15 protein-coding genes are annotated in these 26,372 nt (G+C 68.9%); 8 read left to right on the top strand and 7 right to left on the bottom strand.

Annotation, left to right across the window (positions count from 1 at the left end):
- Positions 1-3: 3 nt before the first annotated feature.
- Positions 4-4,860, bottom strand: coding sequence for a PAS domain S-box protein (locus AC3RCE_RS07625; protein WP_492254849.1), 4,857 nt, complete (start codon positions 4,858-4,860; stop codon positions 4-6).
- A 42-nt stretch (positions 4,861-4,902) separates the two neighbouring features.
- Positions 4,903-7,449, bottom strand: coding sequence for a putative bifunctional diguanylate cyclase/phosphodiesterase (locus tag AC3RCE_RS07620; protein WP_369641867.1), 2,547 nt, complete (start codon positions 7,447-7,449; stop codon positions 4,903-4,905).
- 281 nt (positions 7,450-7,730) lie between these two features.
- On the opposite strand from AC3RCE_RS07620, the gene mutS reads away from it, so the two are divergent.
- Positions 7,731-10,349, top strand: a complete 2,619-nt coding sequence (gene mutS / locus AC3RCE_RS07615) for a DNA mismatch repair protein MutS (RefSeq protein WP_218341644.1) — start codon at positions 7,731-7,733, stop codon at positions 10,347-10,349.
- Between the two features lie 36 nt (positions 10,350-10,385).
- On the opposite strand, the gene AC3RCE_RS07610 is transcribed toward mutS, so the two are convergent.
- Positions 10,386-11,597 carry an alpha/beta hydrolase family protein gene (locus tag AC3RCE_RS07610; RefSeq protein WP_492254848.1) on the bottom strand — a complete coding sequence of 404 codons (1,212 nt, stop codon included), beginning with the start codon at positions 11,595-11,597 and terminating at the stop codon, positions 10,386-10,388.
- A 319-nt stretch (positions 11,598-11,916) separates the two neighbouring features.
- Between AC3RCE_RS07610 and AC3RCE_RS07605 the strand changes: the two genes are divergently transcribed.
- The 7 genes from AC3RCE_RS07605 to AC3RCE_RS07575 all read left to right on the top strand — a co-directional run bounded on the left by AC3RCE_RS07605 (position 11,917) and on the right by AC3RCE_RS07575 (position 21,478).
- Positions 11,917-12,744 carry a proteasome-type protease gene (locus AC3RCE_RS07605; protein ID WP_492254847.1) on the top strand — a complete coding sequence of 276 codons (828 nt, stop codon included), beginning with the start codon at positions 11,917-11,919 and terminating at the stop codon, positions 12,742-12,744.
- Positions 12,745-12,791: 47 nt separating this feature from the next.
- A complete protein-coding gene (locus tag AC3RCE_RS07600) occupies positions 12,792-13,604 on the top strand; it encodes an alpha/beta fold hydrolase (protein ID WP_492254846.1) in 813 nt (270 codons plus the stop codon).
- A gap of 129 nt (positions 13,605-13,733) precedes the next feature.
- Positions 13,734-14,555, top strand: coding sequence for a carotenoid biosynthesis protein (locus tag AC3RCE_RS07595; protein WP_218293830.1), 822 nt, complete (start codon positions 13,734-13,736; stop codon positions 14,553-14,555).
- The gene (locus tag AC3RCE_RS07590; protein ID WP_492254845.1) at positions 14,552-16,027 is read left to right on the top strand and encodes an oxygenase MpaB family protein; all 1,476 of its coding nucleotides are present in this window, start codon (positions 14,552-14,554) and stop codon (positions 16,025-16,027) included. The genes AC3RCE_RS07595 and AC3RCE_RS07590 overlap by 4 nt, the downstream gene beginning before the upstream one ends.
- Positions 16,028-16,071: 44 nt before the next feature.
- Entirely contained in the window at positions 16,072-17,829 is a 1,758-nt protein-coding gene (locus AC3RCE_RS07585) for a diguanylate cyclase domain-containing protein (protein ID WP_492255365.1), read from the top strand.
- A gap of 277 nt (positions 17,830-18,106) precedes the next feature.
- Positions 18,107-19,897, top strand: a complete 1,791-nt coding sequence (locus AC3RCE_RS07580; protein WP_218341647.1) for a diguanylate cyclase — start codon at positions 18,107-18,109, stop codon at positions 19,895-19,897.
- Positions 19,898-19,990: 93 nt separating this feature from the next.
- Positions 19,991-21,478, top strand: a complete 1,488-nt coding sequence (locus AC3RCE_RS07575; protein WP_218293827.1) for an FAD-binding oxidoreductase — start codon at positions 19,991-19,993, stop codon at positions 21,476-21,478.
- Positions 21,479-21,530: 52 nt separating this feature from the next.
- Here the strand turns inward: AC3RCE_RS07575 and AC3RCE_RS07570 are convergent, their stop codons facing one another.
- From AC3RCE_RS07570 to AC3RCE_RS07555, 4 genes are all read right to left on the bottom strand, one after another.
- Positions 21,531-22,862 (bottom strand): diguanylate cyclase domain-containing protein, encoded by a 1,332-nt coding sequence (locus tag AC3RCE_RS07570; RefSeq protein WP_218293826.1) that lies wholly within the window; start codon positions 22,860-22,862, stop codon positions 21,531-21,533.
- A gap of 216 nt (positions 22,863-23,078) precedes the next feature.
- Positions 23,079-23,924 (bottom strand): MipA/OmpV family protein, encoded by an 846-nt coding sequence (locus tag AC3RCE_RS07565; protein WP_255591799.1) that lies wholly within the window; start codon positions 23,922-23,924, stop codon positions 23,079-23,081.
- Positions 23,925-23,934: 10 nt separating this feature from the next.
- Positions 23,935-24,759, bottom strand: a complete 825-nt coding sequence (locus AC3RCE_RS07560; RefSeq protein ID WP_492254844.1) for an undecaprenyl-diphosphate phosphatase — start codon at positions 24,757-24,759, stop codon at positions 23,935-23,937.
- 127 nt (positions 24,760-24,886) lie between these two features.
- Positions 24,887-26,329, bottom strand: a complete 1,443-nt coding sequence (locus AC3RCE_RS07555) for an efflux transporter outer membrane subunit (protein WP_492255364.1) — start codon at positions 26,327-26,329, stop codon at positions 24,887-24,889.
- Between the last annotated feature and the right edge of the window lie 43 nt (positions 26,330-26,372).

The following is a 26,372-nucleotide window of genomic DNA, read 5'->3' as shown; positions in this document are numbered from 1 at the left end:
CGCTCAGGGGGTGTGGGCGGCAGGGTGTTCGGAGCCTGGCGCATCGGCCATGGCCCCCAGGGCCTGCTCGAAATCAAAATTCAGGGTGTGCATCTCGACCACCGTGAAGGCGCTCCCCAGAACGGGCTTCAGCACAGGGGCATTGTGTTGGAAAAACTCTGGCGCTGCAGGATCGTCCTGCTCCAGCAGGCCGCGCAGGTGCTGCAGGGCACCTGCGCCGTCCAGCCCCTCGTGGCCCGCACCCGCGCCAGCCACGCTGTCCGGCGCCGCCGGCCGGTGCCGCTGCATCCACGCCTGCAGGCCGTCCAGGAGGGGCTGCAGCGCAGAGTCCACGGCCCCCAGAAGGGCCGCGGCGGCACCCGCCTCCTGCCCGCTGCGCAGGGCGTGCTCCAGCGCCTGGGCATGGGAGGACACCTCCTCGGCCCCGATGTTGGCCGCCACGGAACGCAGCGTGTGCGCCAGGCGCTCGGCGAGCACCGTGTCGCCGCCGGCGCTGGCCTGCTCCATGTCGGCAAGCACCCGTGACTGCCCCTGCACGAACCGGCGCAGCATCTCGGCGTACAGGGCCGGCTTGCCCAGCGCGCGCTGCAGGCCCAGGGCCGTGTCCAGCCCCGCCACCGTGGGCAAGGACAGGCCGGACGCCGCCTCGCCATCCGGCGGAGCCGTGGCGGGCAGGCCCGGCGCGGGCGGCTTGCCCAGGCCTGGCCGGGGCCGGATCCAGCGGCCCAAGGCGCTCCAGAGCGCCGCGGGCTCGATGGGCTTGGCCACATGGTCGTTCATGCCCGCGGCAAAGCAGCGCTGGCGGTCGGCCTCCATCGCGTTGGCCGTCATGGCCACGATGGGCAGCTGGGCATACCGCGGGTCGCTGCGCAGCCGCCGCGTGGCGGTTTCTCCGTCCATGACGGGCATCTGCATGTCCATCAGCACCACGTCATAGGGCTTGCGCTCGATGCGCTCGATCGCAATCTGGCCGTTTTCGGCCACATCGACGGAAAAACCGGCTTCCCGCAACAGCTCGACCGCCACCATCTGGTTGAGTTCGTTGTCTTCCACCAGCAGCACGGACGCGCCCCGGATCGCGAGCGGCAGCTCGTCCGCCGCAGGCGCCGGGGTGACCACGCGGCGCGGGCTGTAGGTGGAGTGTTCCAGCGGCTGCATCAGCGTGTCGAACAGCAGCGACGCGTTGACGGGCTTGATCAGCACCGTGTCGATGCCCTGTGCGCGCGCGGCGCGCATCACATCCTCTCGCCCGTAGGCCGTGACCATGAGCATCTTGGGCACCTGCGCCATCCCGAGCCCCCGGATGTGGCCCGCCAGCTGGATGCCATCCATGCCCGGCATGTGCCAGTCGAGCAGCAGCAGGCCGAAAGGCTGGTGCCGCGCCATGGATTCGCGCAGCCTGTCGAGCGCTTCCAGCCCGGAATAGGCCTGTTCCACCTCGAAGCCCATGGCGTGCAGCATGTCGGAGAGCACCGTGGCCGCCGTGTGGTTGTCGTCCACCACCAGCACCCTGCGCCCCCGCAGGTCCGGCGGCGGCAGCAGCATCCGCGCGGGTGCCCCGCGCTCGAGCGGCACGGCGACCCAGAAGGTGGAGCCTTGGCCATGGATGCTCTGCACGCCGACCTCGCCGCCCATCAGTTCCGCCAGGCTCTTGCAGATGGCCAGCCCCAGCCCCGTGCCGCCATAGCGGCGCGTGGTGGAGGTGTCCGCCTGCTGAAAGCTCTGGAACAGCCGCCCCATCTGGTCCACGGTGAGCCCGATGCCCGTGTCGCGCACCTCGAAGCGCAGCAGCACGCGGTTGCCCGCCTCCTCCACCAGCCGTACGGCAATGCTGATCTCGCCGGTGTCGGTGAACTTGATGGCGTTGTTGGCGAAGTTGATGAGGATCTGCCCCAGCCGCAGCGAGTCCCCCACCAGGTTCGGGGGCACGTCTGCCCCCACGTCGCAGACCAGCTCCAGCCCCTTGGCACCGGCCTTGTAGCCCACCACGTCGGACACGCTCTCCAGCATGCGGTCGAGCACGAAGGGCTGCTTCTCGACCGTGAGCTTGCCCGCCTCGATCTTGGAAAAATCGAGGATGTCGTTGATCACGCCCAGCAGGTGCTGGCCCGCCTGCTGGATCTTGCTCACGTAGTCGTGCTGGCGCGCCGAAAGGCCCGACTTGAGCGCCAGGTGCGACATGCCGATGATCGCGTTCATGGGCGTGCGGATCTCGTGGCTCATGTTGGCCAGGAAGTTCGACTTGAGCGCGGTGGACTCCTCGGCCAGCTCCTTGGCGCGGCGCAGGTCCTGCTCGGCGCGCTGCCGGTCGGTGATGTCCACAAACGTGCCGATGGCGCCCCCGGGCGAGCCGTCGGGCCGCGAGAACCCGTGCAGCCAGAACAGGGTGTGGTGGACCATTCCGTCGGCATACGGCAGGTCCACCTCCTTGTGCACCGACTGGACCCCGTTCAGGGCTTCCTCGGCATCCGCGTCGAAGCGCTCCCGCTCGGCCTCGGGCAGGAAGGCCAGGTCCAGCACCGTCTTGCCGATCAGCGCCTCGCGCTGCACGCCAAAGGCCTGCTCGTAGGCGCGGTTGAAGCCGATGTAGCGGCCATCCGCTCCCTTGTAGAACAGGGGCACGGGAATGGCGTCGATCAGCGCCTGCTGAAAGTCCAGCTGCTCGGCCACGCGGGCCTCGAGCAGCTTCTGGTCGTGGACGTCCACGTTGACGCCCACCACGCGCACCGCCTTGCCCCTGCCGTCGCGAAAGATGCGGGCGGCCGACAGGAACCAGCGCTCCTCGCCCTGCGGCCGCACGATGCGCCACGAATCACGCAGATGCATCTCGCCCCCCGCCAGCGCACCGGCAAACGCGGCGGCGGCCCGGTCGCGGTCCTCGGGGTGCAGGCGCTCCATCCAGTCCTGCTGCGTACGCTCCCCGGTGCCGGGCGGCAGGCCGAACATGGCCAGGAGCTTTTCGCTCCACAACACCTGGCCGGTGGCCAGGTCGATGTCGAACACACCGATCTTGCCGGCCTCCTGCGCCAGTTCCAGCCGCTCCTTGGCCTGCTGCATCGCGATCTCGGCGCGCCGCTGTTCGCTGACATCCTCGATCACCCAGATGGAGGCGGTCCTGCAGCCGTCCATCTGCAGGCTTCGGCCCGCCAGCCGCGCCTCGAACCGGCTGCCGTCCAGGCGGCACAGGGACGTGGTCTCGCGCACGGCCTCGCCAGCCGCCAGGTCGCCCCCCACGCGCGCGTTGAACCGGTCCGAACCGGCCGCGCCGCCGAACAGCGCCGACACGCCCTGCCCCAGCAACTGGGACGCGGTGCCCCCCATCAGCTCCACGAACGCCGGGTTGAACTGGCGGACCTGCCCATCGCACAGCAAGACGATGGGAGGCGCGTTGTCGAAGATCGCGGTCTGCTGCTCCAGCAGCTCATTGAGCAGGCGCTCGCGCCGCTCCAGCTCCTGCTGGGCCTGGATGCGCTCGGACACATCCGCGTGCAGGCCGACGATGGCGATGCGCTTGCCGCGTTCATCGAACACCGGAGACAGCGTGGCCTCGTCGTGGTAGATGGTTCCGTCCTTGCGGCGATTCACGAACTGGCCCCGCCAGGAACGGCCCGACAGCAACGTGGACCACATGTCCTGGTAGGTGCGTGCGGGGGTCTGGCCGCTGGCGACCATCGATGGCTTCTTGCCCCGGACCTCTTCCAGCGTGTACCCGGTGTTGCGCTCGTACTGCGGGTTGACCCAGTCGATGCGGCCATCCCCGTCCGTGATCACCACCGAGGCGGGGCTGCTTTCGAGCGCGGCCCCCAGCACGCTGAAACGCTCGAGCGCGGCGGCCATCCGCGCGCGGCTGCGCAGCAGATCCAGCAGCAGCAGGCCCAGCAGGCACAGCAGCACGAACGCCCCGCCCCCCACCTGCAGGCGCTCGGTGGCGGGCATGAGCGCGCTCACATCGTCCAGCATCGCCAGCTGCCACTGGCCGCCCGGGTCGCCCCAGTCAACGCGGCGGCGCTCCACCGCATAGGTCATTCCGTCGAGGACGACCTCGCCCGCATCCGGCGCAAAAGGCAGGGCGGACGCCAGGCCCTTGTCGAAATGATTGCCGAACTGGCGCGAGGCGCGGATCGCGTCAATGCGCGCCTGGGTGAGCGGCGGCGCCACGGCGAACAGCCATTCGGGCCGTGTGGACGCAAACACGACACCGTGAGGAGACAGCAGCACGGTCGGCATTTCGGTGCGCCGCAGCACTTCGTCGAACGACTCGAAGCCCACCTTGAACATCACCACGCCGATGATGGTGCTCGACGGCGTGTCGCTCTCGTACAGCGGCGCGGCGTAGTACAGGCCCCGCTCCTGCGAATTGCTGCCGATCGCGGCATACACGCTGATGGCGCCCTTGATGGCCTGCTGGAAATAGGGCCGGAACGCAAGGTTCAGGCCGGTGGAACGGGTGCCCGGCGTCTCGTGCGCCACCACGGTGCCGTCGCCGGACATCACGTAGACCCCGCTCACCAGGAACCGGCCGCGCGCCACCCCCAGGCGCGCCAGGGCCTCGGGATCGTCCGGCGGCAGCTCGCCCCGGGCCATCGCCTTGAGCAGCGGCTCGCTCAGGCCCAGCAGCGACACCGCCCCCAGCATGCCACCGCCGGTGATGCGGTTTTGCAGCACGTCGACGGTCTGCTGCAGCAGCTTCGCGCGCTCGGCGGCGCGTTCCGCGCCCTGCCAGTGCATCGCGGCCAGCACCACCAGCCACGCACCCGCCAGCGCCGCCACCACCACCAGCACAAAGCCCCGCGCGCCCGGGGCATTGCGGTCCAGCACCTTGTCCAGGAACACTCCCACGCCTGCGCCAACCCGCGTCACGCCCCACCCCCAGCCGTGCCTGGACCGTGCCCCGGGCAGGGCCTACCGTGCGGGATACAGCAAGGCATCGATATCTCCCACCGGTCCGGGCCGCCCGAAAAGAAACCCCTGGAACCCCTCGCAGCCATGCAGCCGCAGGAACGACAGCTGCCCCGTCGTCTCCACCCCCTCGGCCACCACCTGCAGGTCCAGGCTCTTGGCCAGCGCCAGGATCGTGCGCACGATCGCCGCGTCGTTGGGGTCCGCCAGCACGTCCCGCACGAAGCTCTGGTCTATCTTCACCTGATCCAGCGGCAGTCTCTTGAGGTACGACAGGGACGAGTACCCTGTCCCGAAGTCGTCCAGCGCAAATCCCACCCCTTCGCTCTTGAGCTGCACCATCCGCGCGATGGTGTCCTCGATGTCTCCCAGCAGCAGGCTTTCTGTCAGCTCCAGCTTGAGCCTGCGCGGGTCCGCCTGGTGGCTGTGCAGGGTCTGCAGCACTTCGGCCACGAAGCCGGCCTGGCGAAACTGCCGCGCGCTCACGTTCACGGAGATGGACAGGTGCGCCGTGTCCGGGTGCTCTGCCCAGCGCTGCAGTTGCCGGCACGCGGTCTGCAGCACGTATTGCCCCAGCGGCAGGATCAGGCCTGTCTGCTCTGCCAGGGGGATGAAGTCGCCGGGGCTGATCATCCCGCGCTGGGGGTGGCGCCAGCGCACCAGGGCCTCGGCGCCCATGAGCTGGGACTGGTGGTCCACGACGGGCTGGTAGTGCACCAGCAGTTCTCCCCGCGCCAGCCCCTGGCGCAGGTCGGCCTCCAGGTTGGAGCGCGCGTTGACGGCCGCCTGCATGTCCGGGTCGAAGAAGCGCTGGGTGTTGCGCCCCGCCGCCTTGGCCTGGTACATGGCCAGGTCGGCGCGTTTGAGCAGTTCGTCCACGCTCAGGCGTTCGTCCCCAAAGAGGGTGATGCCGATGCTGGGGGTGCTGTAGTGCTGGGCGCCGTCCAGTTCGAAGGGCTGGTTCAGGCTGGCCAGGAGTTTCTCGGCCACGGTTTCCGCCTGCGCGGCCGCCTGCGGCAGCTGGGGCGCCAGGGCTTCGAGCATGACGACGAATTCGTCGCCGCCAAAGCGCGCGACGGTGTCGGCCTCGCGCACGCTGCCCACCAGGCGCGTGGCCACCTGCGCCAGGAGCTGGTCGCCCATGTCGTGGCCCAGGGTGTCGTTGAGGTCCTTGAAGTTGTCCAGGTCGATGAACAGCAGCGCGCCCAGGTTCCTGGTGCGCTGGCACGCGGCGATGGAGCGCTGCAGGCGATCGAGCAGCAGCCGCCGGTTGGGCAGGCCCGTCAGCGCGTCGAAGAACGCCAGGCGCTCGATCTCCTGCTCCGCTCGCTTGCGGTCCGTGATGTCCATCGTGAAGCCGTGCGATACCACCGAGCCATCGGGCTCGCGGTGCGGAATGGCATTGGTCATGTGCCAGCGGACGCTGCCGTCGGGCATGCGCACGCGGTATTCGCACTGCCAGGGCACCAGCTTGCGCACCGAGGTGATGGCGGAGCGCTGCACCTGGGGCAGATCCTCGGCCAGCACGCGGTGCATGAGCACGCCGTGGTCGGCCGTGACCTCGTGCGGCTCCACGCCCATGAATTCGCGCACCGCATCGCTGATGTACTGCACGCTGGTGCCGCCATCCGCGTGCAGGCGGTATTCGTAGATGAAGCCCGGAATGCGGCTGGCGATGCGCTGGATGAACAGCAGCTGTTCGCGCAACTGCTCGGCGGCGCGGTGCTCGTCCGTCACGTCCTGCACCACGCCCATCACCACCTGCACCCCGTCGCGCGGGAGCGTGCGCCGCACGCGGGAACGCATCCACCGCACCTCGCCATCGGGACGGCGCCAGCGGTATTCCACATCCCCGCCGGCTCCACGCTCGCGCACCTTGTCGAACACCTGGCGGTCTTCGGGCAGGATGCCGCTCACGGCGCGCTCCGGGTCCACCCATTCCTGCTGCTCGAAACCCGCGATCTCGCACAGCCCCGGGGACCACAGCAGCACCGTCTCGCCAGGGTCTTCGATGCGGCGCCAGTGGCCGGTGCGCGCCAGGCTCTCCATGGCGTTGAAGACCTCGGTCTGCTCGCGCAGCTCGCGGCGCACCTCCTCCAGCGCGCGTTCGGAAGCGGCCAGCGCCGAGCGCAGGGTTTCGGCCTCGGTGGCATCGCGCACCGTGACCACGATGCAGTCATTGGTCACGCGGCGGGCAGAAAGATCCCAGGCCAGCAGCAGCCGGCCCGGCTCGCGCACCACCTGGCGGCATTCGAGCGGCGCCCCCACCCGGACCACGCCGTGCAGCTGGTCCAGCAGCGCCGTGCCTTCCAGCAGGTCGAACACCTCGCTCGCATCCGCGCCCGGGTTGCGCACGGCGCCCAGGCCGGGCATGCGGCGGGCGGCGGCGTTGGCGGCCAACAGCAGCAAGCGGCCCCGCTGCAGCCGGAACTCCATCAATGCCACCGGAACGGCATCGACCAGGGCCTGCAAGCGCGCCTGCGCCATGGGCTCTATGGGGCCCTCACCAGCGGGGGCGAGGAGATCGGTCAACAGTTCGGACGAGATCACGGTCGCTCTGGAACCTCTGAAGCCTGCGGTTGGGATGGGTCCCGCCTGCGCAGGGCGGGGCCGACGGTCAAAAGCCAAAGTGCCAGCATACAGGCAAGAGTATGTCTAAACGTAACATTCGTTCAAAACCTGGGGCATTTCCCCAAGGGAAAACCCGAGGCCCGCCGGACACGCCGCAGGGACCGGCACGGGCCCGCCGCCAGGTTTCGCCGCGCGGGGCCCGCGGCGGCGCGTGCCGGGCGAACTGCTACAGTCCACGCCTCATTTCCCGGCCCCCCCGCATGTCCGACACGCTCGAGCACCACACCCCCATGATGCAGCAGTACCTGGCCCTGAAGGCCGGGTATCCCGAAACGCTTGTGTTCTACCGCATGGGCGATTTCTACGAGGTGTTCTATGGCGACGCCGAAAAGGCGGCGCGCCTGCTCGACATCACCCTCACGCAGCGCGGCCAGTCGGGCGGCCAGCCGGTGACCATGGCGGGCGTTCCCTTCCATGCGCTGGAGAACTACCTGGCCCGCCTCATCAAGATGGGCGAGTCGGTGGCCATCGCCGAGCAGGTGGGCGAAGTGGGCGCGGCCAAGGGGCCGGTGGAGCGCAAGGTCGTGCGGGTGGTCACGCCCGGCACGCTGACCGACACGGAGCTGCTGTCCGACAAGTCCGAATCGCTACTCATGGCCGTGCACCAGGCGCCGCGCGCGCGCTGCGGCCTGGCGTGGCTGAGCGTGACCCAAGGGCGCGTGTACCTGGCCGAATGCGCGCAGGACGAACTGGGCGGGTGGATCGCGCGCGTGGGCCCCAGCGAGCTGATCTACAGCGCGGGCGTGACGGACCGCTTCGAGCAGCAGTTGCAGGCGCTGCGCCAGGGCGGCGCCTTCAACTGCCCCATGAGCCCCCGGCCCGACTGGCAGTTCGACAGCGCCCTGGGCGAGCGCAAGCTGCTCGAAAACCTGGGCGCCGCCAGCCTGCAGGCCTGGGGCGCGCAGGACCTGGGCGAGGCGCACGCCGCCGCGGCCGGCCTGCTGGCCTATGCCGAGCACACCCAGGGCCGCACGCTCACGCACGTGCACAGTGTGCAGGTGCAGCGCGGCGACGACCTCATCGACCTGCCCGCCACCACGCGGCGCAACCTGGAGCTCGTGAAGACCCTGCGCGGCGACGACGCGCCCACGCTGTTCTCGCTGCTGGACACCTGCATGACCGGCATGGGCAGCCGCCTGCTCAAGACCTGGCTGCTGGAGCCGCGCCGCGACCGCGCCGAGGCACGCCAGCGCCTGTCGGCCACCACAGCCTTGCGGGGTGCGGGCGGCGCAGGCGGCGGTGCGGGCCCCTGGTCCACACTGCGCGGCGAACTCAAGGGCGTGAGCGATGTGGAGCGCATCACCGCCCGCATCGCGCTGCGCCAGGTGCGCCCGCGCGAGCTGGTCGCGCTCTGCAAGACGCTACAAAAATCAGAGCTGCTAGCGCTTTCTGGACAAGCGCCAGAGCCCTATTTGATTCAGATCTTCAGCCACCTGCATCCGCCCGAGGGCTGCACCGCCCTGCTGTGTGCGGCCATCGCCGAGGAGCCCGCCGCGCTGGTGCGCGACGGCGGCGTGATCGCCCCGGGCTTCGATACCGAACTCGACGAACTGCGCGCCATCCAGACCAACTGCGATGCCTTTCTGCTGGACCTGGAAACGCGCGAGAAAACCCGCACCGGCATCGCCAACCTGCGCGTGCAGTTCAACAAGGTGCACGGCTTCTATATCGAAGTGACAAGCAGCAACCTTGGCCGGGTGCCCGACGACTACCGCCGCCGCCAGACCCTGAAGAACGCCGAGCGCTTCATCACGCCCGAGCTCAAGGCCTTCGAGGACAAGGCGCTGTCGGCCAACGAGCGCGCCCTGTCGCGCGAGAAGTGGCTGTACGAGCAGATCCTCGACCAGCTCCAGCCCCACGTGCCCGCGCTCACCCGCCTGGCGCAGGCCCTGGCCACGCTGGACGTGCTGTGCACGCTGGCCGAGCGCTCGCTCACGCTGAACTGGTGCGCGCCGCAGTTCGTGCCCGAGCCCTGCATCGAGATCGAAGGGGGCCGCCACCCCGTGGTCGAGGCGCGCCTGGCCGAGACGTCGAGCGGCAGCTTCATCGCCAACCACACGCGGCTGAACGCCAATACGCGCATGCAGGTCATCACCGGCCCCAACATGGGCGGCAAGTCGACCTACATGCGGCAGGTGGCGCTCATCGTGCTGCTGGCCAGCATGGGCAGCCACGTGCCGGCCGCCAGCTGCCGGCTGGGGCCCATCGACGCGATCCACACCCGCATCGGCGCGGCGGACGACCTGGCCAACGCGCAGTCGACCTTCATGCTGGAGATGACCGAGGCCGCACAGATCCTGCACGCGGCCACGCCCCACAGCCTGGTGCTGATGGACGAGATCGGCCGGGGCACCAGCACCTTCGACGGCCTGGCGCTGGCCAGCGGCATCGCCACGCACCTGCACGACAAGACCCGCGCGTTCGCGCTCTTTGCCACGCACTACTTCGAGCTGACCGAGCTGCCCGCCAAGGCGCGCCACGCGATCAACATGCACGTGAGCGCCACCGAGTCGGGCGCGGACATCGTGTTCCTGCACGAGATCCAGCCCGGGCCGGCCAGCCGCAGCTACGGGATCCAGGTGGCCAAGCTCGCGGGCATGCCCTCGCCGGTGCTGCACCACGCCCGCCATGCGCTGGCCGCGCTGGAGGAGCGCGCGGGCGAGAACGACCTGCAGGTGGACCTGTTCGCCACCCCGGCCGCGCCCGAGGGCGCGGGCGCCAGCCCGGTGGAGGCCGCGCTGGCGGGCATCAATCCCGATGCGCTGAGCCCGCGCGAGGCGCTGGATGCGCTCTACCAGCTCAAGAAGATGGCGGGCTGAGGCGACGGCGCCAGGCTCCCGGCCCGGCGCCCCGGCTCAAAGATCCTGCGCCACTGGTGCCAGCTGCCCGAGCATGAAGGTGATGAACGGCGGCACACACTGCAGATGCCCGGCCACCGGTCGTGCGCGGCACTCGGTCAGGCCGGCCAGGTCGCCCGCGCCGCGATTCTGCATGGCGCGCACGGTGCTGATCGAGCTGGCGTAGGGCACCGTGCGGTCGTCGCGGCCGTGGTACAGGCGCACGGGCACGTTGGGTTTCCAGTCGTAGACGTTGCTGGCGCTGGCCAGGGCCTGCACATCGTCGGCCAGGAAGTGGTCGATGAAGCGCGTGTCATAGGCCACGTCGGCATCGCCCGGGATGAGCGCACGCAGCAGCAGGCGGCGCACCTCGCGCTGCACGCTGCCGCCCAGGTAGCGCAGGAAGCCCGGGTTGATGAGTGCGCCGATCACCGGCTGTTCTTGCCGCACCAGGTCCACCAGGCCATCCATGGTGGTCTGCACGTTGTAGGGCCCCGCGCCCGGCACCACCATGCGCAGCTGCTGCAGGTGCGGCGATCCGCCCGCCTGCAGCGCGCGGTGCGTGGCCATGGTGACGTAGCCGCCCTCGGAGTAGCCGGTCAGAAAGAGCTGGCCGTTGTCCGCCACGTTGGCCTGGCCGCGCCAGGTGCGGGCGGCCGTCAGAAAATCCGCCGTGGCGGCCGCCGAGGGCGCCGCCAGCAGGTAGGGGTGGGGCGTGCCCTTGGAGGCGCCAAAACCCACGTAGTCGGGCGCCAGCACGATGTAGCCCAGCGATGCGAGCACCACCGACACCTCCGACGCCACCGCGTTGTTGCTGGGCGCCTCGGCATCGCGGAAGATGGTGCCGTGCTGGTAGCTGAGCACCGGGCTTTTCGCACCGGCGGGCTTTTGCGGCACGCTGACCAGGCCGGAGGCGCGCACCTCCTTGCCGTCGGCATCGGTGGTGAGGTATTCGAGCCGGTAGGAGGCGACGCTGTAGCGCGGCACCACGTCCTGGGCCAGCGACTCCTTGGCGGCCAGGGCCGCGGCGATGTCGGCGGTCGGCACGGTGCCCAGCGCGGCGGCGGATTCGAGCTGGCCGGAGCGCACCGGGACGGGCGGTGGCGCTGGCGGATTGCCACCATCGCCAGGTTCTTCCGTGCCGCCCCCGCCGCAGGCCGCCAGCAATGCAACCAGGGCCAGCGCGCAGGCGCGGCGGGTTCCAGACAGGATCAGTGGATTCTTCAACACGGCAGGGCCCTTCAGGTGAAGCGGCGGATGATAGGAGCGGCGGGCGCATGCTGCCTGGCCCGGGAGGAATAGCCCTTTGCCCCCGCGGCGGACCTTGCCTTGCCAACTGCTGTGGCCCCGGGTTGGCGGCGGGGGGTTGAAGCAAGCCGATTTTTAATAAAAATAGCCTGCAGCGCTTGTCCATCCATCCTCCATTGCTATCAATTTCGCATACCCGCCACGGAGCACAGGAGAGCCGTCCGGCACCACCTCCCGAGGGGGCCTTCCCACGCCAGACTAAACTCGCGGGTTCCTCTCTTCCAACGACCCCACTTTTTCCATGACGTATTGCGTCGCCATCAAACTCAACGCCGGGCTGGTTTTCCTGTCCGATTCGCGCACCAACGCCGGCCTGGACCAGATCAGCTCTTTCCGCAAGATGATGGTGTATGAGAAGGCGGGCGACCGCTTCATGGTGCTGTTGTCGGCGGGCAACCTGTCCATTTCGCAGTCGGTGCGCGAGATCCTGCAGACCGAGCAGCTCAAGGACGGTGACTCGGGCGAGACGATCTCCATCTGGAACGCCAAAAGCATGTTCGACGCGGCCCGCGTGCTGGGCGCCGCCGTGCGCCACGTGCACGAGCGCGACGGGGCGGCGCTCAAGCGCTCGGGCGTGGACTTCAATGTGTCCATGGTGTTCGGCGGCCAGATCAAGGGCGAGGGCATGCGCCTGTTCCAGGTGTATTCGGCCGGCAACTTCATCGAGGCGACGTCCGAGACGCCGTACTTCCAGGTCGGCGAATCCAAGTACGGCAAGCCCGTGCTCGACCGCGTGCTGACGCCCGAAACACCGCTGGACGAAGCCGCCAAGTGCGCGCTGGTCTCCATGGACAGCACGCTCAAGTCCAACCTCTCGGTGGGCCTGCCGCTGGACCTCGTCGTCTATGAGGTGGACCGTTTCTCGACCGCGAAAGTGGTGTGCATCGACGAGAACAATCCCTACTTCCGCATGCTGCACGACAGCTGGGGCCAGAAGCTGCGCCAGGTGTTCGACAGCATCGAAGACCCCGCCTGGGGCGGCGGCGTGACCACCGTGCCCATCATGGTGAACCCGGCGCGCAGCAAGCCGCTCAAGAAGATCACCAACCATCTGGACAAGCTGATCTGACGGCCGCGGGGCCGCAGCGCCCGACCTCCCCTCCTGCCGGGTACCCCATGCTTCCCATCGTCTTTTCGCACGCCAACAGCTTCCCAGCGAGCACCTACCGCGTCCTTTTCAAGCACCTGCGGGCCCGCGGGTTCGAAGTGAGCGCGGTGGATCGGTATGGGCACGACCCCAGGTACCCCGTCACCAACAACTGGCCGCACCTGGTGCAGCAGCTCGCCGACTTCGCCACGGCGCAGGTCCAGCGCCTGGGTGCGCCAGTGTTTCTGGCAGGGCATTCGCTCGGCGGTTTCCTGAGCGTGATGGCAGCGGCCCGCCACCCCGAGCTCGTGCGCGGCGTGCTGCTGATCGACTCGCCCCTGCTGGGCGGCTGGAAGGCCAACGCGGTCGGCGTGGCCAAGCGCGCGCAGGTGGTGGGCTCCATCTCGCCCGGCAAGATCAGCCGGCAGCGGCGCTTCAGCTGGGCCAGCAATGACGAGGCGCTGGAACACTTCCGCAAGAAGAAGGCCTTTGCACAGTGGCATCCGGACGTGTTGCAGGACTACATCAGCCACGGACTGCAGGACCACGATGGCAAGCGCGTGCTCGGATTCGACCGTGCGGTGGAAACCGCCATCTACAACACGCTGCCGCACAACCTGGGCCGGCTGCTCGGCACCCATCCGCTGCAATGCCCGGCCGCCTTCATCGGCGGGCGGGACTCGGACGAAATGAAGCAGGTGGGCATGGCCATGACGCTGCGCATCACCCAGGGCCGCACGATGATGCTCGACGGCAGCCACCTTTTCCCCATGGAGCAGCCGCTGGCCACGGCCGCCGCCATGGAGGCCTCCCTGCTCAACCTGGCGTCGCTGACCCCCTGAGCCCAGCGGTATAGCACCGGAGCAGCCGCCAAAAGCGCCGAAAAAGCGCGCTGATGCGCAGGACACACAGGCCGCGCCATTTTTGGCTCCATCCTCTACACTGGAGGTTTGTTACAGCGTGATACACACATGCCTGCACGGACCCCACTGGCCGCGCGCCTGCCGGCGCTGAGCTTTGCCCTGCTGGCCGCCTTCCTGGTGGCCACGGCGGTGCGCACCCACAACGACACCACCATCGCCATCGTCACGGCCTCGGTGCTCATGTTCGCGTGCTGCTGGGCCAGCGCCACGCACCTGCTGGGCGCCCGGCCCGCGCTGCAGTTCGTGCTGATCGCCCTGGGCTTGGGCTGGTTCGCCGAGCAGATGGGTACCACGCATGGCTGGTTCTTCGGGCACTACACCTACACCGAGGTGCTGGGCGCGCGGTTTGTGGATGTTCCCATCGTCATTCCCATGATGTGGTTCGCGCTGACGTATGCGGGCTACGTGATCAGCAACCTCATCGTCTGGCAGTCGCCGGTGGACGGCGCGCCGGGGCTGGGCCACGCCGCGATGCTGTCGTTCCTGGCGGCGATGATCGTCACCGCGTTCGACCTGGGCGCCGACCCCTACCTGGTCTACACCCTGAAAGCCTGGATCATGGCCAAGACCGACGGCGCCTGGTTTGGCGAAACGGTGCAGGGCTTCTTTGGCTGGGTGTTCGTGGCCTTCGTGATCATCTTTGGCTTTCGCATGTCGGTGCGCAAACTCGCGCTTCGCCCGACCAGCCCCTTCCTGCGCCGCCATGCGCTGGTGCCACTGGCCATCTACGCATCGGGCATGGTGTTCCAGATGATCCTGGGCAATCCGGTGGAGATCCGCTCGATCGCGCCGTTCGCCATGGGCATCCCGTTGCTGTGCGCCCTGGCGGGCTTTCAGCGTTGGCGCGCAACCACGGAGACCGCAGCATGAACCACGGCAAGACCCTCTCACCATCCCCTCTGCCCGATTCGGAGCTTGCAGGCATGCAGCGCCACGCCGACCCGCTGGCCGACCAGACCATCGCCGACATCCTGGGCGACTGGCCCGAAGGGGACGTGGCGATGGACGCACCGCAATGGTCGCGCATCGACACCGTGAACCGCCTGTTCGGCCAGTGGGCGGACAACGCAAGCCTGGTGGGCTGGACCGCCCAGGGCGAGGGGGTGGATGCGGCCATGTCCAAGGCCCTGGACCACTATGTACAGACCGCCCAGGTGCTGCCGCCCTGGGCCGATGCCCGCAAGATCGAGCGCGCCGAGAAGCTGTTCATGGAACACGGGGCGCTGTCATGCATCCTGCTGTTCTGCGCCAGCCTGCCCGAGTGCTACGTGATTCCCGACCTGTCGAGCGTGCTGCACACCTCCGGCCAGCTGGAGCAGAACGCGGAGTACCGCATCCGCTCCACCGCCGCGATGATCTTTCCGGTGATGATGCATGGTGGCCTCAGCCAGCGCGGCGCCGGCGTGGCGCAGGTGCTCAAGGTACGCCTGATCCACGCCACCATCCGCAACCTGATCCTGCATGGCAGCCCCCAGAATGCCGTCAGGGACCTGCTGGCGGGCGGCGCGGGGCGTATTGCGCCGCAGGCCCTGCAGACCCAGGGCGGACGCCAGGCCATGTTCCAGACGCTGTATGCCCGTGGCTGGAACCTCCAAGGTGACGGCCTGCCCTGCAACCAGGAAGAACTGGCCTACACCCTGCTCACGTTTGGCTATGTGTTCCTGCGCAGCCTGCGCCGCCTGGGCATCGGTTTGCGGGCGGCCGACGAGGAAGCCTATCTGCATGCCTGGAACGTGGTGGGCCACATCCTGGGCATCGACCGCGCCCTGATGGTGGACACCATGGACCAGGGCAAGGCCCTGATGGCGCGGATGCAGGCCCGCGGCCGCGCCGAACCCGTCACGCCAGACCCCCGTCCCGCCCTGGGCCAGGCCCTGATGCAGACCATGGAGAACGCCCTGCCCTGGCCCATCGTGAAGCCCTTTCCCCGGCTCATGACCCGCTACCTGTGCGGGCGTGACACGGCGAGCGATCTGGGCCTGACACAGCCCGTGCCCTGGCCGTCGGCGCTGCTGTTCTGGGGAGTGCTGCTGCTGGCGCGGGCCGTCGACGTGGCTGCGCGGATGGTGCTCCCCCGCTTCTCCATCGTGCGGGCCCTCACCCGCATCCTGGGCTACCACTTCATGAGCAAGGTGCTCATGAGCCAGACCCGCCCCCTCCAGCTGCCCACCGAGCTGCTCAACCAGGTGGACGAAGTGATGCACAGCTGGAGCGATGACCCCCACGCCCCCCGCTGGCTCAACCGCATCGAGGACCGGCTGACCACCCATGGCAGCTGGAGCCTGGGCCTGGCCGGGAAGGCGCAGGCCGCCAGCGCGGGCCCGGCGCGGCAAGCCACGTAGCCGTTGTTCTCACGCCGATGCACCTGCTGCCCCGCGTTCTCCTGATGCTGGCCCGGCTTTGGCGCGCGCATTGCCGCAGGGCATCCATCCTGCTGTGGCTGCTCGCTCCCCTGGCCCTGCCCGTGGGCGCGCAGGCGGGCACGCCCCTGGTGCTCACGCAGGAGAGGCCGCAAGTGAATGCCTGGGAGGCCATCACGCTCAAGGCCGATCCCACGTACCAGCTCTCGGCGCAGGACATGCTGGGCCGCCTGGACGAATTCGAGGCGCCCGCGCGGCGCGGCGGCTCGCTGGGCGTGCACAAGGCAGCGATGTGGCTGCACATCCCCATCATCGCGCCCGAGGCGCCGCGCACCCCCTGGGTGGTCAATATCGGCTACAGCTCGCTGCAGGCCGAAATGTATCTGGCCAGCGGCGGCCAGGTGCTTCAGCAGGTCCGCACAAGCCCGTCTGACCAGACGCAGCGGTCCAGCCGCACGCCGGCGATGGTGTTCGACCTGCGGGCCGGGCAGCCCTACGACCTGTTGATACGCGTGCAGGCCACCGGTCCGCTGATCCTGCCCATCACGGTCAGCGAAATGCCCATTCACATGCGCCAGGCCCTGGGCGAGCAGATGCTGCAGGGCCTGCTCAACGGGCTGGCGCTCTGCCTGCTGATGTACAGCCTGATGCAGTGGGTCACGCAGCGCGATCCCATGTTCGGCTTCTATGCGCTGGTGGTGCTGGGCAGCGCGGGCTTTTCGCTGCAGTTCTTCGGCATCGGTCCGCAGTACCTGTGGCCTGGCAATCCATGGATGGATCGGTATTCGGGCCTGGTGGCGGGGCTGGCGGCCCTCGCGGGCTCGTTCCTCTTCCTGGGCCACACCCTGGCCGGCCACACGCAGGGCAGCCGGTACGCACGCACCATGCGGGCGGGCGCAGCAATCACGGCCATGGTCTGCGCAGCCGTCGTGTTCGGCTGGTTGAGCGTGCCCATCGCCATCGCGTTCATGAGCCTGGCGGGCACCCTGCCTTCCCTCATCAGCCTGCCTGCCGCCGTCGCGCGGGTGCGGCAGAAAGACCCCATCGGCGCCACCCTGCTGGTGGCCTGGATCGCCTTCGGCGTGGCCGCCGCCGTGATGGTGTGCCTGGTCCAGGGCTGGGTGTCCGCGAACTTCTGGACCCTGCACTCGTTCCAGTTCGGCGCCACGGCGGACATGCTGCTCTTCTTTCGCGTGCTGGGCCTGCGCGCCCAGGCCGCCAAGGCACAGGCCCAGGAGGCCATGCGAGAGCGCGATGTGATGCACTCGCTGGCCCACACCGATCCGCTCACGGGACTGAGCAACCGGCGCGACCTGCAGCACGCCCTGGAGGCCGCGCTGGCCCAGTGTTCGCCGCAGCGGCTGGTGGCGCTGTACCTCATGGACCTGGATGGATTCAAGCCCGTGAACGACGCGCACGGCCACGATGTGGGCGACGATTTGCTCGTGGCCGTGGGCCGGCGCCTGCAGGCCAACGTGCGGCACCAGACCGACCTCGTGGCCCGGCTCGGCGGCGACGAATTCATCATCATGGCCCGCGACCTGGCGACGCCCGAGCAGGCCGAAGATCTGGGCCGCTCGCTGTTGCGGGCCTTCGAGCAGCCTTTCACATTGAGCCACCTGCACATCCAGGTGGGGCTGACCATCGGGTACGCACTGGCGCCCCTGGACAGTGATGACCCGCAGGCCCTGATGCGGCACGCAGACGCCGCGATGTACGCGGGCAAACAAGGCGGCAAGCACTCGGTGCGGCGCATCACCACCACACCGGCGCTGGCGGGATGATGGAGCACCGCAGTCCCTTGTCGCCCTGCAGGCCGGGGAGCAACATGGCAAGCACAGATGGCGACGCGCCCGCCGTGAATCCATGCTCGCGCAGTGGCACGCTGGCCGCTGTGGCGAACATCCGGCAGCGCACCCACAGCGTCCGGGCGGGCGGGGCCGGCGGGGCCGGTGGAGCGGGCATCACATCCTCCCTGGAAGCGCGGGACCCCGGCGTGCGCAAATACCGCGTGCCAGGCGTTGCGGGCCTTCCTATACTCACAGCGCATTGACGAGCACCATGCGCCCAGTCCCTTCCCTGCTCCCGTGGCAATGGCTGCCGGCCCCGGCCTGGCAATGGGTGCTGGGATGCCTGCTGCTGCTCGTGCACGCGGGCGAGGGCTGCCAGGCCGCCACGGACCGGCTGCTTCTGCGCGACGACGTGCCTTCGGTCAACGTCTGGCCAGCGGTCACGGTGCTGGCCGATCCCACCCGGCTGCAGTCGGTGCAGGATGCGATGGCCCGTGCCCCGGATTTCTCCGCGCCGCCCGGAACCAGCGGAACACTGGGCGTGCGGTCCGACGCCATGTGGATCCGCATCCCGCTGACGGTATCGCCCACCTCCGACGGCATCTGGATCGCCGACATCGACTACCCGGTTCTCAACCGCGTCGAGGTCTATCTCACCACAGACGGCCATGTCAGCCAGCAGGCCACGCTGGGCAGCCTGCAGCCTTTTTCACAAAGACCGCTGCGCAGCCGCACCCACGCCCTGGCCCTCGCCATGCAGCCCGGGCACGATTACGACCTGCTGCTGCGCGTGGAAACCCGGGGCGCCATGGTGCTGCCGGTCACGCTGAACAAACCCACCGCATGGCACAGCGCCGCGATGAACGAGCAGATGCTGCAGGGCATCCTGACGGGCCTGGCACTGTGCCTGCTGGTTTACAGCCTGGCGCAATGGATCAATCTGCGGGACGTGCTGTTCATCCAGTACGCGCTGCTGCTCACGGGCAGCCTGCTGTTCTCACTGCATCTCTTCGGCCTGGGCACGCAGTACCTCTGGCAGGACAGCCTCTGGTTCGAAGTCCACGCGGCGGGCCTGTCCGCGCTGATGGCCACCTGCGGATCGTTTCTCTTCATCAGCCAGGCCCTCGTGGGGCACCGCCCCAAGAGCCTCCTGCTGCGCACGATGCGCGGTGGCGCCCTGCTGTGCGTGCTGCTGGCTTTCATCCATGCGCTGGACATCCTGAGCACGCCGGCCGTTGCCGCCATCGTGAGCATCCTCGGCCTGGTTCCCGCGCTCATGGGCATCCCGGGCGCCGTGCGCCGCGCGCGCCAGGGCGACCCCGTGGGCAGCAGCCTGCTGCTGGCGTGGCTGGTCTACTTCGCGGCCACGGCCACGGTGATCGGCGTGATCCGTGGCTGGGTGCCGGTGAACTTCTGGACGCTGCACTCCTTCGAGTTCGGCGCGACGCTGGACATGCTGCTGTTCATGCGCGTGCTGGGCCTGCGCACCAAGGCACTGCGCCTGGAGGCGCTGGACGCCAACCGCGAGCGCGACGCCATGCGCTCCCTCGCGCACACGGACCCCTTGACCGGCCTGCCCAACCGGCGCGGCCTGAACATCGCGCTGGCATCCGCGCTGGCGCGCTGCGGGCCCGACAAGCTGCTGGCTGTGTACGTGATGGACCTGGATGGGTTCAAGCCCGTGAACGACCAGCACGGCCACGACGTGGGCGACGAATTGCTCGTCGCGGTGACCCGGCGCCTGCAGGGCCACGTGCGCCAGAGCGACGTGGTGGCCCGCCTGGGGGGTGATGAGTTCGTCGTGATGACGGGCCACCTGGGCAGCGAACAACAGGCGCAGGAGCTGGGGCACAAGCTGCTGGACGCATTCCGCTCGCCCTTCTCGCTGGGCAACGTGCGGGTGGAAGTGGGCCTGACCATCGGCTATGCCATTGCCCCGGACGACAGCAACGATGCCATCGGCCTTCTGAAGCTGGCGGATGCGGCCATGTACAGCGGCAAGCAGGGCGGCAAATTCTGCCTTCGGCGCAATACCGGCGACCTCGCACTGTCCTCCGCCTGAGCACCGCCGGCAACACGGGCCATTCCGAACTGGTCAAACAGCCTGGCTTCAGTTAAACACGGGACTTCGCGTTTTCACGAAGGATTGTTCGCCATGGCCCATCGCAAAAGTCCCGCCCGCGTTGCCAAAGACGCCCGCATCGCGCACTTCCGGTCGCTTGCCGCCCGGCAGGCCACCGCCCAGAACGCGCCCGGCGCGACACTCACCTGGGACGCGGTCGCTGCGCTGGAGGCCAGGCTGGTGGGCCGCATCGTGCTGCCATCGAGCCCCGACTACAACGCGGCCCGCCAGGAGTCCAATCCCGCGTTTCAGGCCTATCCCGAGATCATCGTGTACTGCGCGTGCGAGAACGATGTGCTCGAATGCCTTTCCGTCGCGCGCACCTATCAGGTCTGGGTGGCCGTGCGTTGCGGCGGTCACAGCACGGCGGGCTATTCCGTCAACAGCGGCATGGTGGTGGACCTGAGCGAACTGCAGGGCGTGGTGCTCGATCCCGCCCGGGAGCGCGTCTACGTGCTGCCGGGTACGGATTTCGATCATTTCAACGGCGCCATGAACCACACCGGCTGGCATGTGCCCACCGGGGCATGCGGCAGCGTCTGCGTGGGCGGGTTCGTGCAGGGGGGCGGCTACGGCTATACGTCGCGCGCCTTCGGCATCCAGAGCGACCTCGTGGAGTCGTTGCGGGTGGCGCTGGCCGACGGCACCATCGTCACCGCCAGCGCGCAGGAGAACCCCGATCTCTACTGGGCCCTGCGGGGCGGCACGGGCGGCAACTTCGGGGTGCTGCTGCAGGTCACCTACCGCATGCTGAGGCTGGACCAGGTGTGGGCCTGGGCCATCAGCTGGGATGCGGCGCACGCGGCGGACGTGCTCACGACGATGCAGGCCCACTACATGAAAACCGGTGCCCCCGATGCGCTGGGCTACATGATGAATCTGGGCTACCAGAACGGTGTGCCGGTCTATATGGTGCAAGGCATGTTCTGCGGCACGCGCGAGGCGGGCATGCAGGCCATCGCACGGCTGATGGCGATCCCGAGCGCGCAGCTGCTGGTCGACAAGACGGGCACCTACCCCGAGATGAACATCTGGCTCGAGGACCATCCCTACACCTTGCCGGACAACCTGCCCGACGGCGTCGCGGAGACCAAGGCCAGCGGCTACATCAGCGCGCCTTTGTCGCGCTCGGACTGGCAGCGCATCATCGACTACTTCCAGACCTCCCCCAATCCCTGGTCGCTCGCATACCTGGAGCCCTATGGCGGCGCCATCAACCGCTACCCGGTGGCCGACAGCGCCTTCATCCACCGCCATGTCGATGCAGACCTGGTGGTGGACGTGTTCTGGACCAATGCGCAGGAGCGCACCCAGATGGAAGCCTGGCTCGATGGCTTCATGAACCTGGTCAAGCCGTTCCTGAACGGGCATGTGTACCAGAACTACCCGGACGCGAGCCTGCAGGACTTCCCCACGGCCTACTGGGGCCCGGCCTATCCGCGCCTTCAGCAGGTCAAGGCGCGGTACGACCCCTCGAACTTCTTCCACTTCCAGCAGAGCATCCGGCTGCCCAACGGCTGAGCAAGCCGCGCGGCCCCGGCGCCGGGGCCAGGGCCCCCGGTCCGGCAGGCTCTCAAGGGCAGACGGCGTCCGCGTAGTGCAGCCGGCCCTTGCCCGCGCGCTTGGCGGAATACATCGCCTGGTCCGCCCGGTTCATCAGGGCATCGATGTCGCCCTCCAGCGGGGGGTGCACCGCGACACCGATGCTGGCGCCGACGAACAGATCCCGCCCTTCCACGGTCATGGCCTGGTGCAGCGCGTCAATGATGCGCTGGCCGATGGTGTCGGTCACATCGCGCGTCACGTCCCGGTCCAGCATGACAAGGAATTCGTCGCCGCCCAGGCGCGCCAGGGTGTCGCCCGCACGCACCGTGCTGGCAATGCGCTGGGCGACGATGCGCAGCACCTCGTCGCCGGCGCGATGGCCTTCGGAATCGTTCACGCCCTTGAAGCCGTCCAGGTCGATGAACAGCAGCGCCACGGAGCCCGCATTGCGCCGCGCCTGGCTCAGGGATTGCTCCAGCCGGTTCTGAAAGGCCGCCCGGTTGAAAAGGCCCGTGAGCGAATCATGGTTGGCCAGGTAGTGCTGCTGGCGTGCGATCTGGATCTTGGCCGAGACGTCCTGCACCAGCGCCATGATCGAGGTGACCTGGCCCTGGGCATCGGTCAACGCGGAGTTGAACCACTCGCAATGCACCTCGGTCCCGTCCTCCCGCGTGAAGCAGGTCTCCGCGCGGTTCTGGGACTCCTGCCCGGACTGCAGGCGCTGCAGGGCATGCTCGAGCCCATCGTCCTGGGACGACAGGTCCACGAGCTCCGTCAGCAGCCGCCCCTCCAGCCCCGCCACATGCAGCCAGCCCATGAGCTGCACGGCACGCTGCGAACAATGCAGGAGCTTGAGGTTGTGGTCCATCTCCAGCACCGCGAGCGGGCTGTTTTCCATGTGCGAGGAAAGCCGCTGGTTGGCGGCGCGCAGCGCGTTCATGGTGACCTGCAGCTCATGGACGTCGAGCGCCGTGGTAATGAAGCCATCGATCACGCCGTGCGGGTTGTGCCAGGGCGTCAGGCAGATGGTGCGCCATTCGTCAAAGCCATAGGGCGTGCGCAGCAGGCGCTGGTACTGCACGCGCTCGCCCTGCAGCACGCGCTCGACAAAGGGCATGAAGCGCGCGCAATCGATCTCGCCGTACACCTCCACCAGGGACTTTCCGATCAGGTGGTGGGGCACGGTGCCGAACCACCGGGCATACTCATCGTTGACATAGATCATGGTCAGGCTGCGGTCCACCACAGCCATGGTCGCCCCGGCGCTGCGGGTGATCAGATCGAGCAATTCCGCTTTGGACCAGGACTCCTTGCGGGCGGCGTAGGCGGGCGGCGGCAACTCAGGCTCGTCTTGCATCATGCGGCGAAAGCCCCCGGCGGGGAAAGGATCATCAACAGATGAGGCAACACGCGCCGGCCCCGCCGTGGCGGAACGCGTTTCGCATTGCCCTGCTACAGGTAACAGTGTGTCTACCCCAGCTTATCACTTTCGATGGGCACCCGTCCCCGGCCTGCCTGCGGGTGCTCTCGCCCCCACCGCGTTCTTTCGCACCGGCGGCCAGGTCCGCCCACGCCGCTACCGGCAGCAGCGGTACGCCAGGCCCACGGTCACGGAGTACCCCGTGGGCTCCACCGTCAGCGGGCTGCGGCGTGCGTCGCCCTTGAGCTGCGACACGCGCGCGGCACCCAGCACGACCCAGTGGCGATTGATGGCGGACATGACCTCCACGCCCGCATCCACGCTGTACAGCCCGGCGCCGGGGTCAAATGCCGGCAAGGGGCTGGCACCGCCCGCCGGCACGCCGAAATGGCCGCGCAGGTAGCTGCGGTCGCCAAAGCTGGCACCCGCGCCGAAGGTCACCGTGGTCTGCGCGGTGACGGGCCATGCATACCCGACGCTGGCGGACATCTGCGCGCCCCCGTCGCGCCCGAGAATGTCCTGCGAGAAGCCCGCGCCCACGGACCACCGCGGCGTCAGCGCATACCCGGCACTCACCCTCGCGCGCAAGGTGGAGCGCACCGAGGGCAGCCCCACCAGGATGGGCGCATCCGATCCATCGCGCCCCTTGTCGATGCGCAGCGACGCGCCCAGGTGAAATTGGTCCCCCTGCGCCAGCGTGGCACTGGCGCCCGATTCGCGTGGACCGAGCCCGTGGCCCATGAAGGCGCTCCCGCGCGATGTGCTGAGCCGAAAGCGCCCGTACTCGATCGCCCATGCCGGCCGCAGGCTGTTCTTGCGGCCATCGCCCCCCGCATAGTCGGGGCTGGAGCCCATGATGGCGCCCAGCGCATAGTTGAACTGGGGGGCGGGCGGCCCCTCGGCAGCGCGCGATTGCGCGCCGCGCGCCAGCGGCGTGGCGCCCAGGCACGCCAGCGCCGCAGCACAGGACCACAGACAGGCAAACGGAACAGGACGGTTCATGCGCGGATTATCAGCCCGCCCATTGCACCCAGCCCGTCCATGCGGTCGCCAGGACGACGACGCCGAACACGATGCGGTAGTACGCAAACGGCACGAAGCTGTGGCTGCTGATGTAGCGCAGCAGCCAGCGCACGCAGAGCCAGGCGCTGACGAACGAGAACACCAGGCCGGTCGCGAACATCGGAATGTCGGCCACCGACAGCAGCGCGCGCTCCTTGTACAGGCTGTACACCCCGGCACCGATCAGCGTGGGGATGGCCAGGAAGAACGAGAAGTCCGTTGCCGCCTTGCGCGACAGCCCCAGCAGCATGCCGCCGATGATGGTGGCGCCGCTGCGGCTGGTGCCGGGCACCATCGCCAGGCACTGCACCAGGCCCACCTTGAGCGCATCGAGCGGCGTCATCTCGTCCACCGTCTGGATGCGCGTGGCGGCCGGCGAGCGCCGCTCGGCCCACAGGATGATGAAGCCGCCCAGGATGAAGGTGCTGGCCACCACCACCGGCGTGAACAGGTGCGCCTTGATCATCTTGCCGAACAGCAGGCCCAGCACCACGGCGGGCAGGAAGCCGATGAACACGTTGAGCGCGAACCGCTGGGCCTGGCGCTCGGTGGGCAGGGCCACCAGCGTCTCGCGGATCTTCTGCCAGTACACCAGGATGACGGCGAAGATGGCGCCCGTCTGGATGGCGATGTCGAACACCTTGGCCTTGGCATCGTCGAAGCCCAGCAGCGAGCCCGCCAGGATCAGGTGCCCCGTGGAGGAAATGGGCAGGAACTCGGTCAGGCCCTCGACCACGCCCATGATGGCGGCCTTGACCAGCAATAGAACGTCCACGCGCACTCCTTAAAGAAAATTTAAGTCAAATCGGGCTCTACCGCTTGCCTGGCAAGCGCTAGCAGCTATCAAAACAGGAGTATATGCGCAGCGAGCCTGTGGCGGGCCCGCGCAGGCCCCAGCCCACTCAGGGCCGGGAATGCGGGAGCGTTTGAGCCGGAGCCTGCTGCTGCTCCTGCCACGGCGCCTGCCACCCGCCGCCGAGCGCCTGCACCAGCGTCACCGCCGCCAGCTGGCGGTTGACCTGCAATTGCAGCAGCGCGCGCTGCGCCGACAGCGCCGAGACCTGGGCCGTGACCACCTCGGTGTAGCCCACCTGCCCTTCGCGGTAGCGGTTGAGCAACTGCTGCGCCGTGCGCTCCGCCGCGGCCACCGCCTCGCGGCGCAGAGGCTCCTGTTCCTGCAAGGTGCGCAGCACCGTGAGCTGGTCTTCCACCGTCTGGAAGGCCGTGAGCACCGTCTGGCGGTAGACCGCCACGCGGCCCTCGCGCGCGGCCTGGGCTTCTTCCACGCGGGCCGCGGTGGCCCCGGCATCGAAGATCGTCTGCGCCACCGACAGCCCGAGCGACCACACCAGCGTGGACGCCTTGAACAGGTCGGCCACGCTGCTGCCCCCGCTGCCCACCGACGCGCCCAGGCTCAGGTTCGGAAAGTAGCCCGCGCGCTGGATGCCGATCTGCGCATTGGCGGCCGCCACCGCGCGCTCGGCCGCCGCGATGTCGGGCCGGCGCTGCAGCAGCGTCGAGGGCACGCCCAGCGGAACCTCGGGCACCGCCGCCACCCACTGCGCGCGCGGCAGCGAAAAATCGGCCGGGGCGCGCCCGGTCAGCACGGCCAGCGCATGCTCGAAGCGCGCGCGGTTTTGCCGCACGGTGGCCAGGTCGGCGCGCGCATTGGCCAGCTGGGTCTGTGCCTGCAGCACATCGGTCTGGGCCACCACGCCGGCGCCGTAGCGGTTGCGGGCGATCTGCAGGCTGCGCTCATAGCCCTCCACCGTGGCCTGCAGCAGCTCGATCTCCGCATCCGCCTCGCGCAGCTGGAAGTAGGCCGAGGCCAGCGTGCCCACGGCCGACAGGCGCGCGGAGGCCAGGTCCGCCTCGCTCGCCTGCGCGCTGGCCTGGGCGCTGTTCACGCCGCTTTGCAGGCGTCCCCAGAGGTCCGGCGCCCAGTCCACCCCCAGCGATGCCTGGGTGGACAGGCCCGAGCGCGTGGCGCCCTCGCCGCCCGTGCGCGTGGCGCCGCCCGAGAGGCTCACGGACGGCAGCAGGCCCGCGCGCTGTTGCCGCACCACGGCCTGCGCCTGCGCGTAGGCCGCCACGGCGGCGGCGATGTTCTGGTTGGACAGCTGCACCTGCTCGGCCAGGCGGTTGAGCTCGGCATCCTGGAACAGCTCCCACCAGGGGCCACGGTCCAGCGCGTCGGCAGGCGCCGCGGGGGCCCAGGTGGCACCCGCCTCCTTGAACGACGTGGGCACCGCCATGTCGGGTTGCTGGTAAGGCGGCGTGACCGAGCAGGCGGACAGCAGGGCCGCGATGGCCGCCACCACCGCCAGGGAGGCCGGGCGGGCCATGGGGCGTGGCGCAGGGTAGCGGGCGGCGCGGCGCGCCGTGGGC

The sequence above is a fragment of the Acidovorax sp. GW823-FHT05D11 genome (assembly GCF_058795695.1).
Note: the sequence above shows the minus strand (reverse complement) of the source record. Positions and strands in the feature narration are given on the sequence as shown.

Coding starts and splice junctions, on each gene's coding strand:
- AC3RCE_RS07580 (WP_218341647.1), top strand. CDS start 18,107: ATGCGCCCAGTCCCTTCCCTGCTCCCGTGGCAATGGCTGCCGGCCCCG.
- AC3RCE_RS07575 (WP_218293827.1), top strand. CDS start 19,991: ATGGCCCATCGCAAAAGTCCCGCCCGCGTTGCCAAAGACGCCCGCATC.
- AC3RCE_RS07590 (WP_492254845.1), top strand. CDS start 14,552: ATGAACCACGGCAAGACCCTCTCACCATCCCCTCTGCCCGATTCGGAG.
- AC3RCE_RS07570 (WP_218293826.1), bottom strand. CDS start 22,862: ATGATGCAAGACGAGCCTGAGTTGCCGCCGCCCGCCTACGCCGCCCGC.
- AC3RCE_RS07585 (WP_492255365.1), top strand. CDS start 16,072: ATGCTGGCCCGGCTTTGGCGCGCGCATTGCCGCAGGGCATCCATCCTG.
- AC3RCE_RS07600 (WP_492254846.1), top strand. CDS start 12,792: ATGCTTCCCATCGTCTTTTCGCACGCCAACAGCTTCCCAGCGAGCACC.
- AC3RCE_RS07605 (WP_492254847.1), top strand. CDS start 11,917: ATGACGTATTGCGTCGCCATCAAACTCAACGCCGGGCTGGTTTTCCTG.
- AC3RCE_RS07555 (WP_492255364.1), bottom strand. CDS start 26,329: ATGGCCCGCCCGGCCTCCCTGGCGGTGGTGGCGGCCATCGCGGCCCTG.
- mutS (WP_218341644.1), top strand. CDS start 7,731: ATGTCCGACACGCTCGAGCACCACACCCCCATGATGCAGCAGTACCTG.
- AC3RCE_RS07565 (WP_255591799.1), bottom strand. CDS start 23,924: ATGAACCGTCCTGTTCCGTTTGCCTGTCTGTGGTCCTGTGCTGCGGCG.
- AC3RCE_RS07595 (WP_218293830.1), top strand. CDS start 13,734: ATGCCTGCACGGACCCCACTGGCCGCGCGCCTGCCGGCGCTGAGCTTT.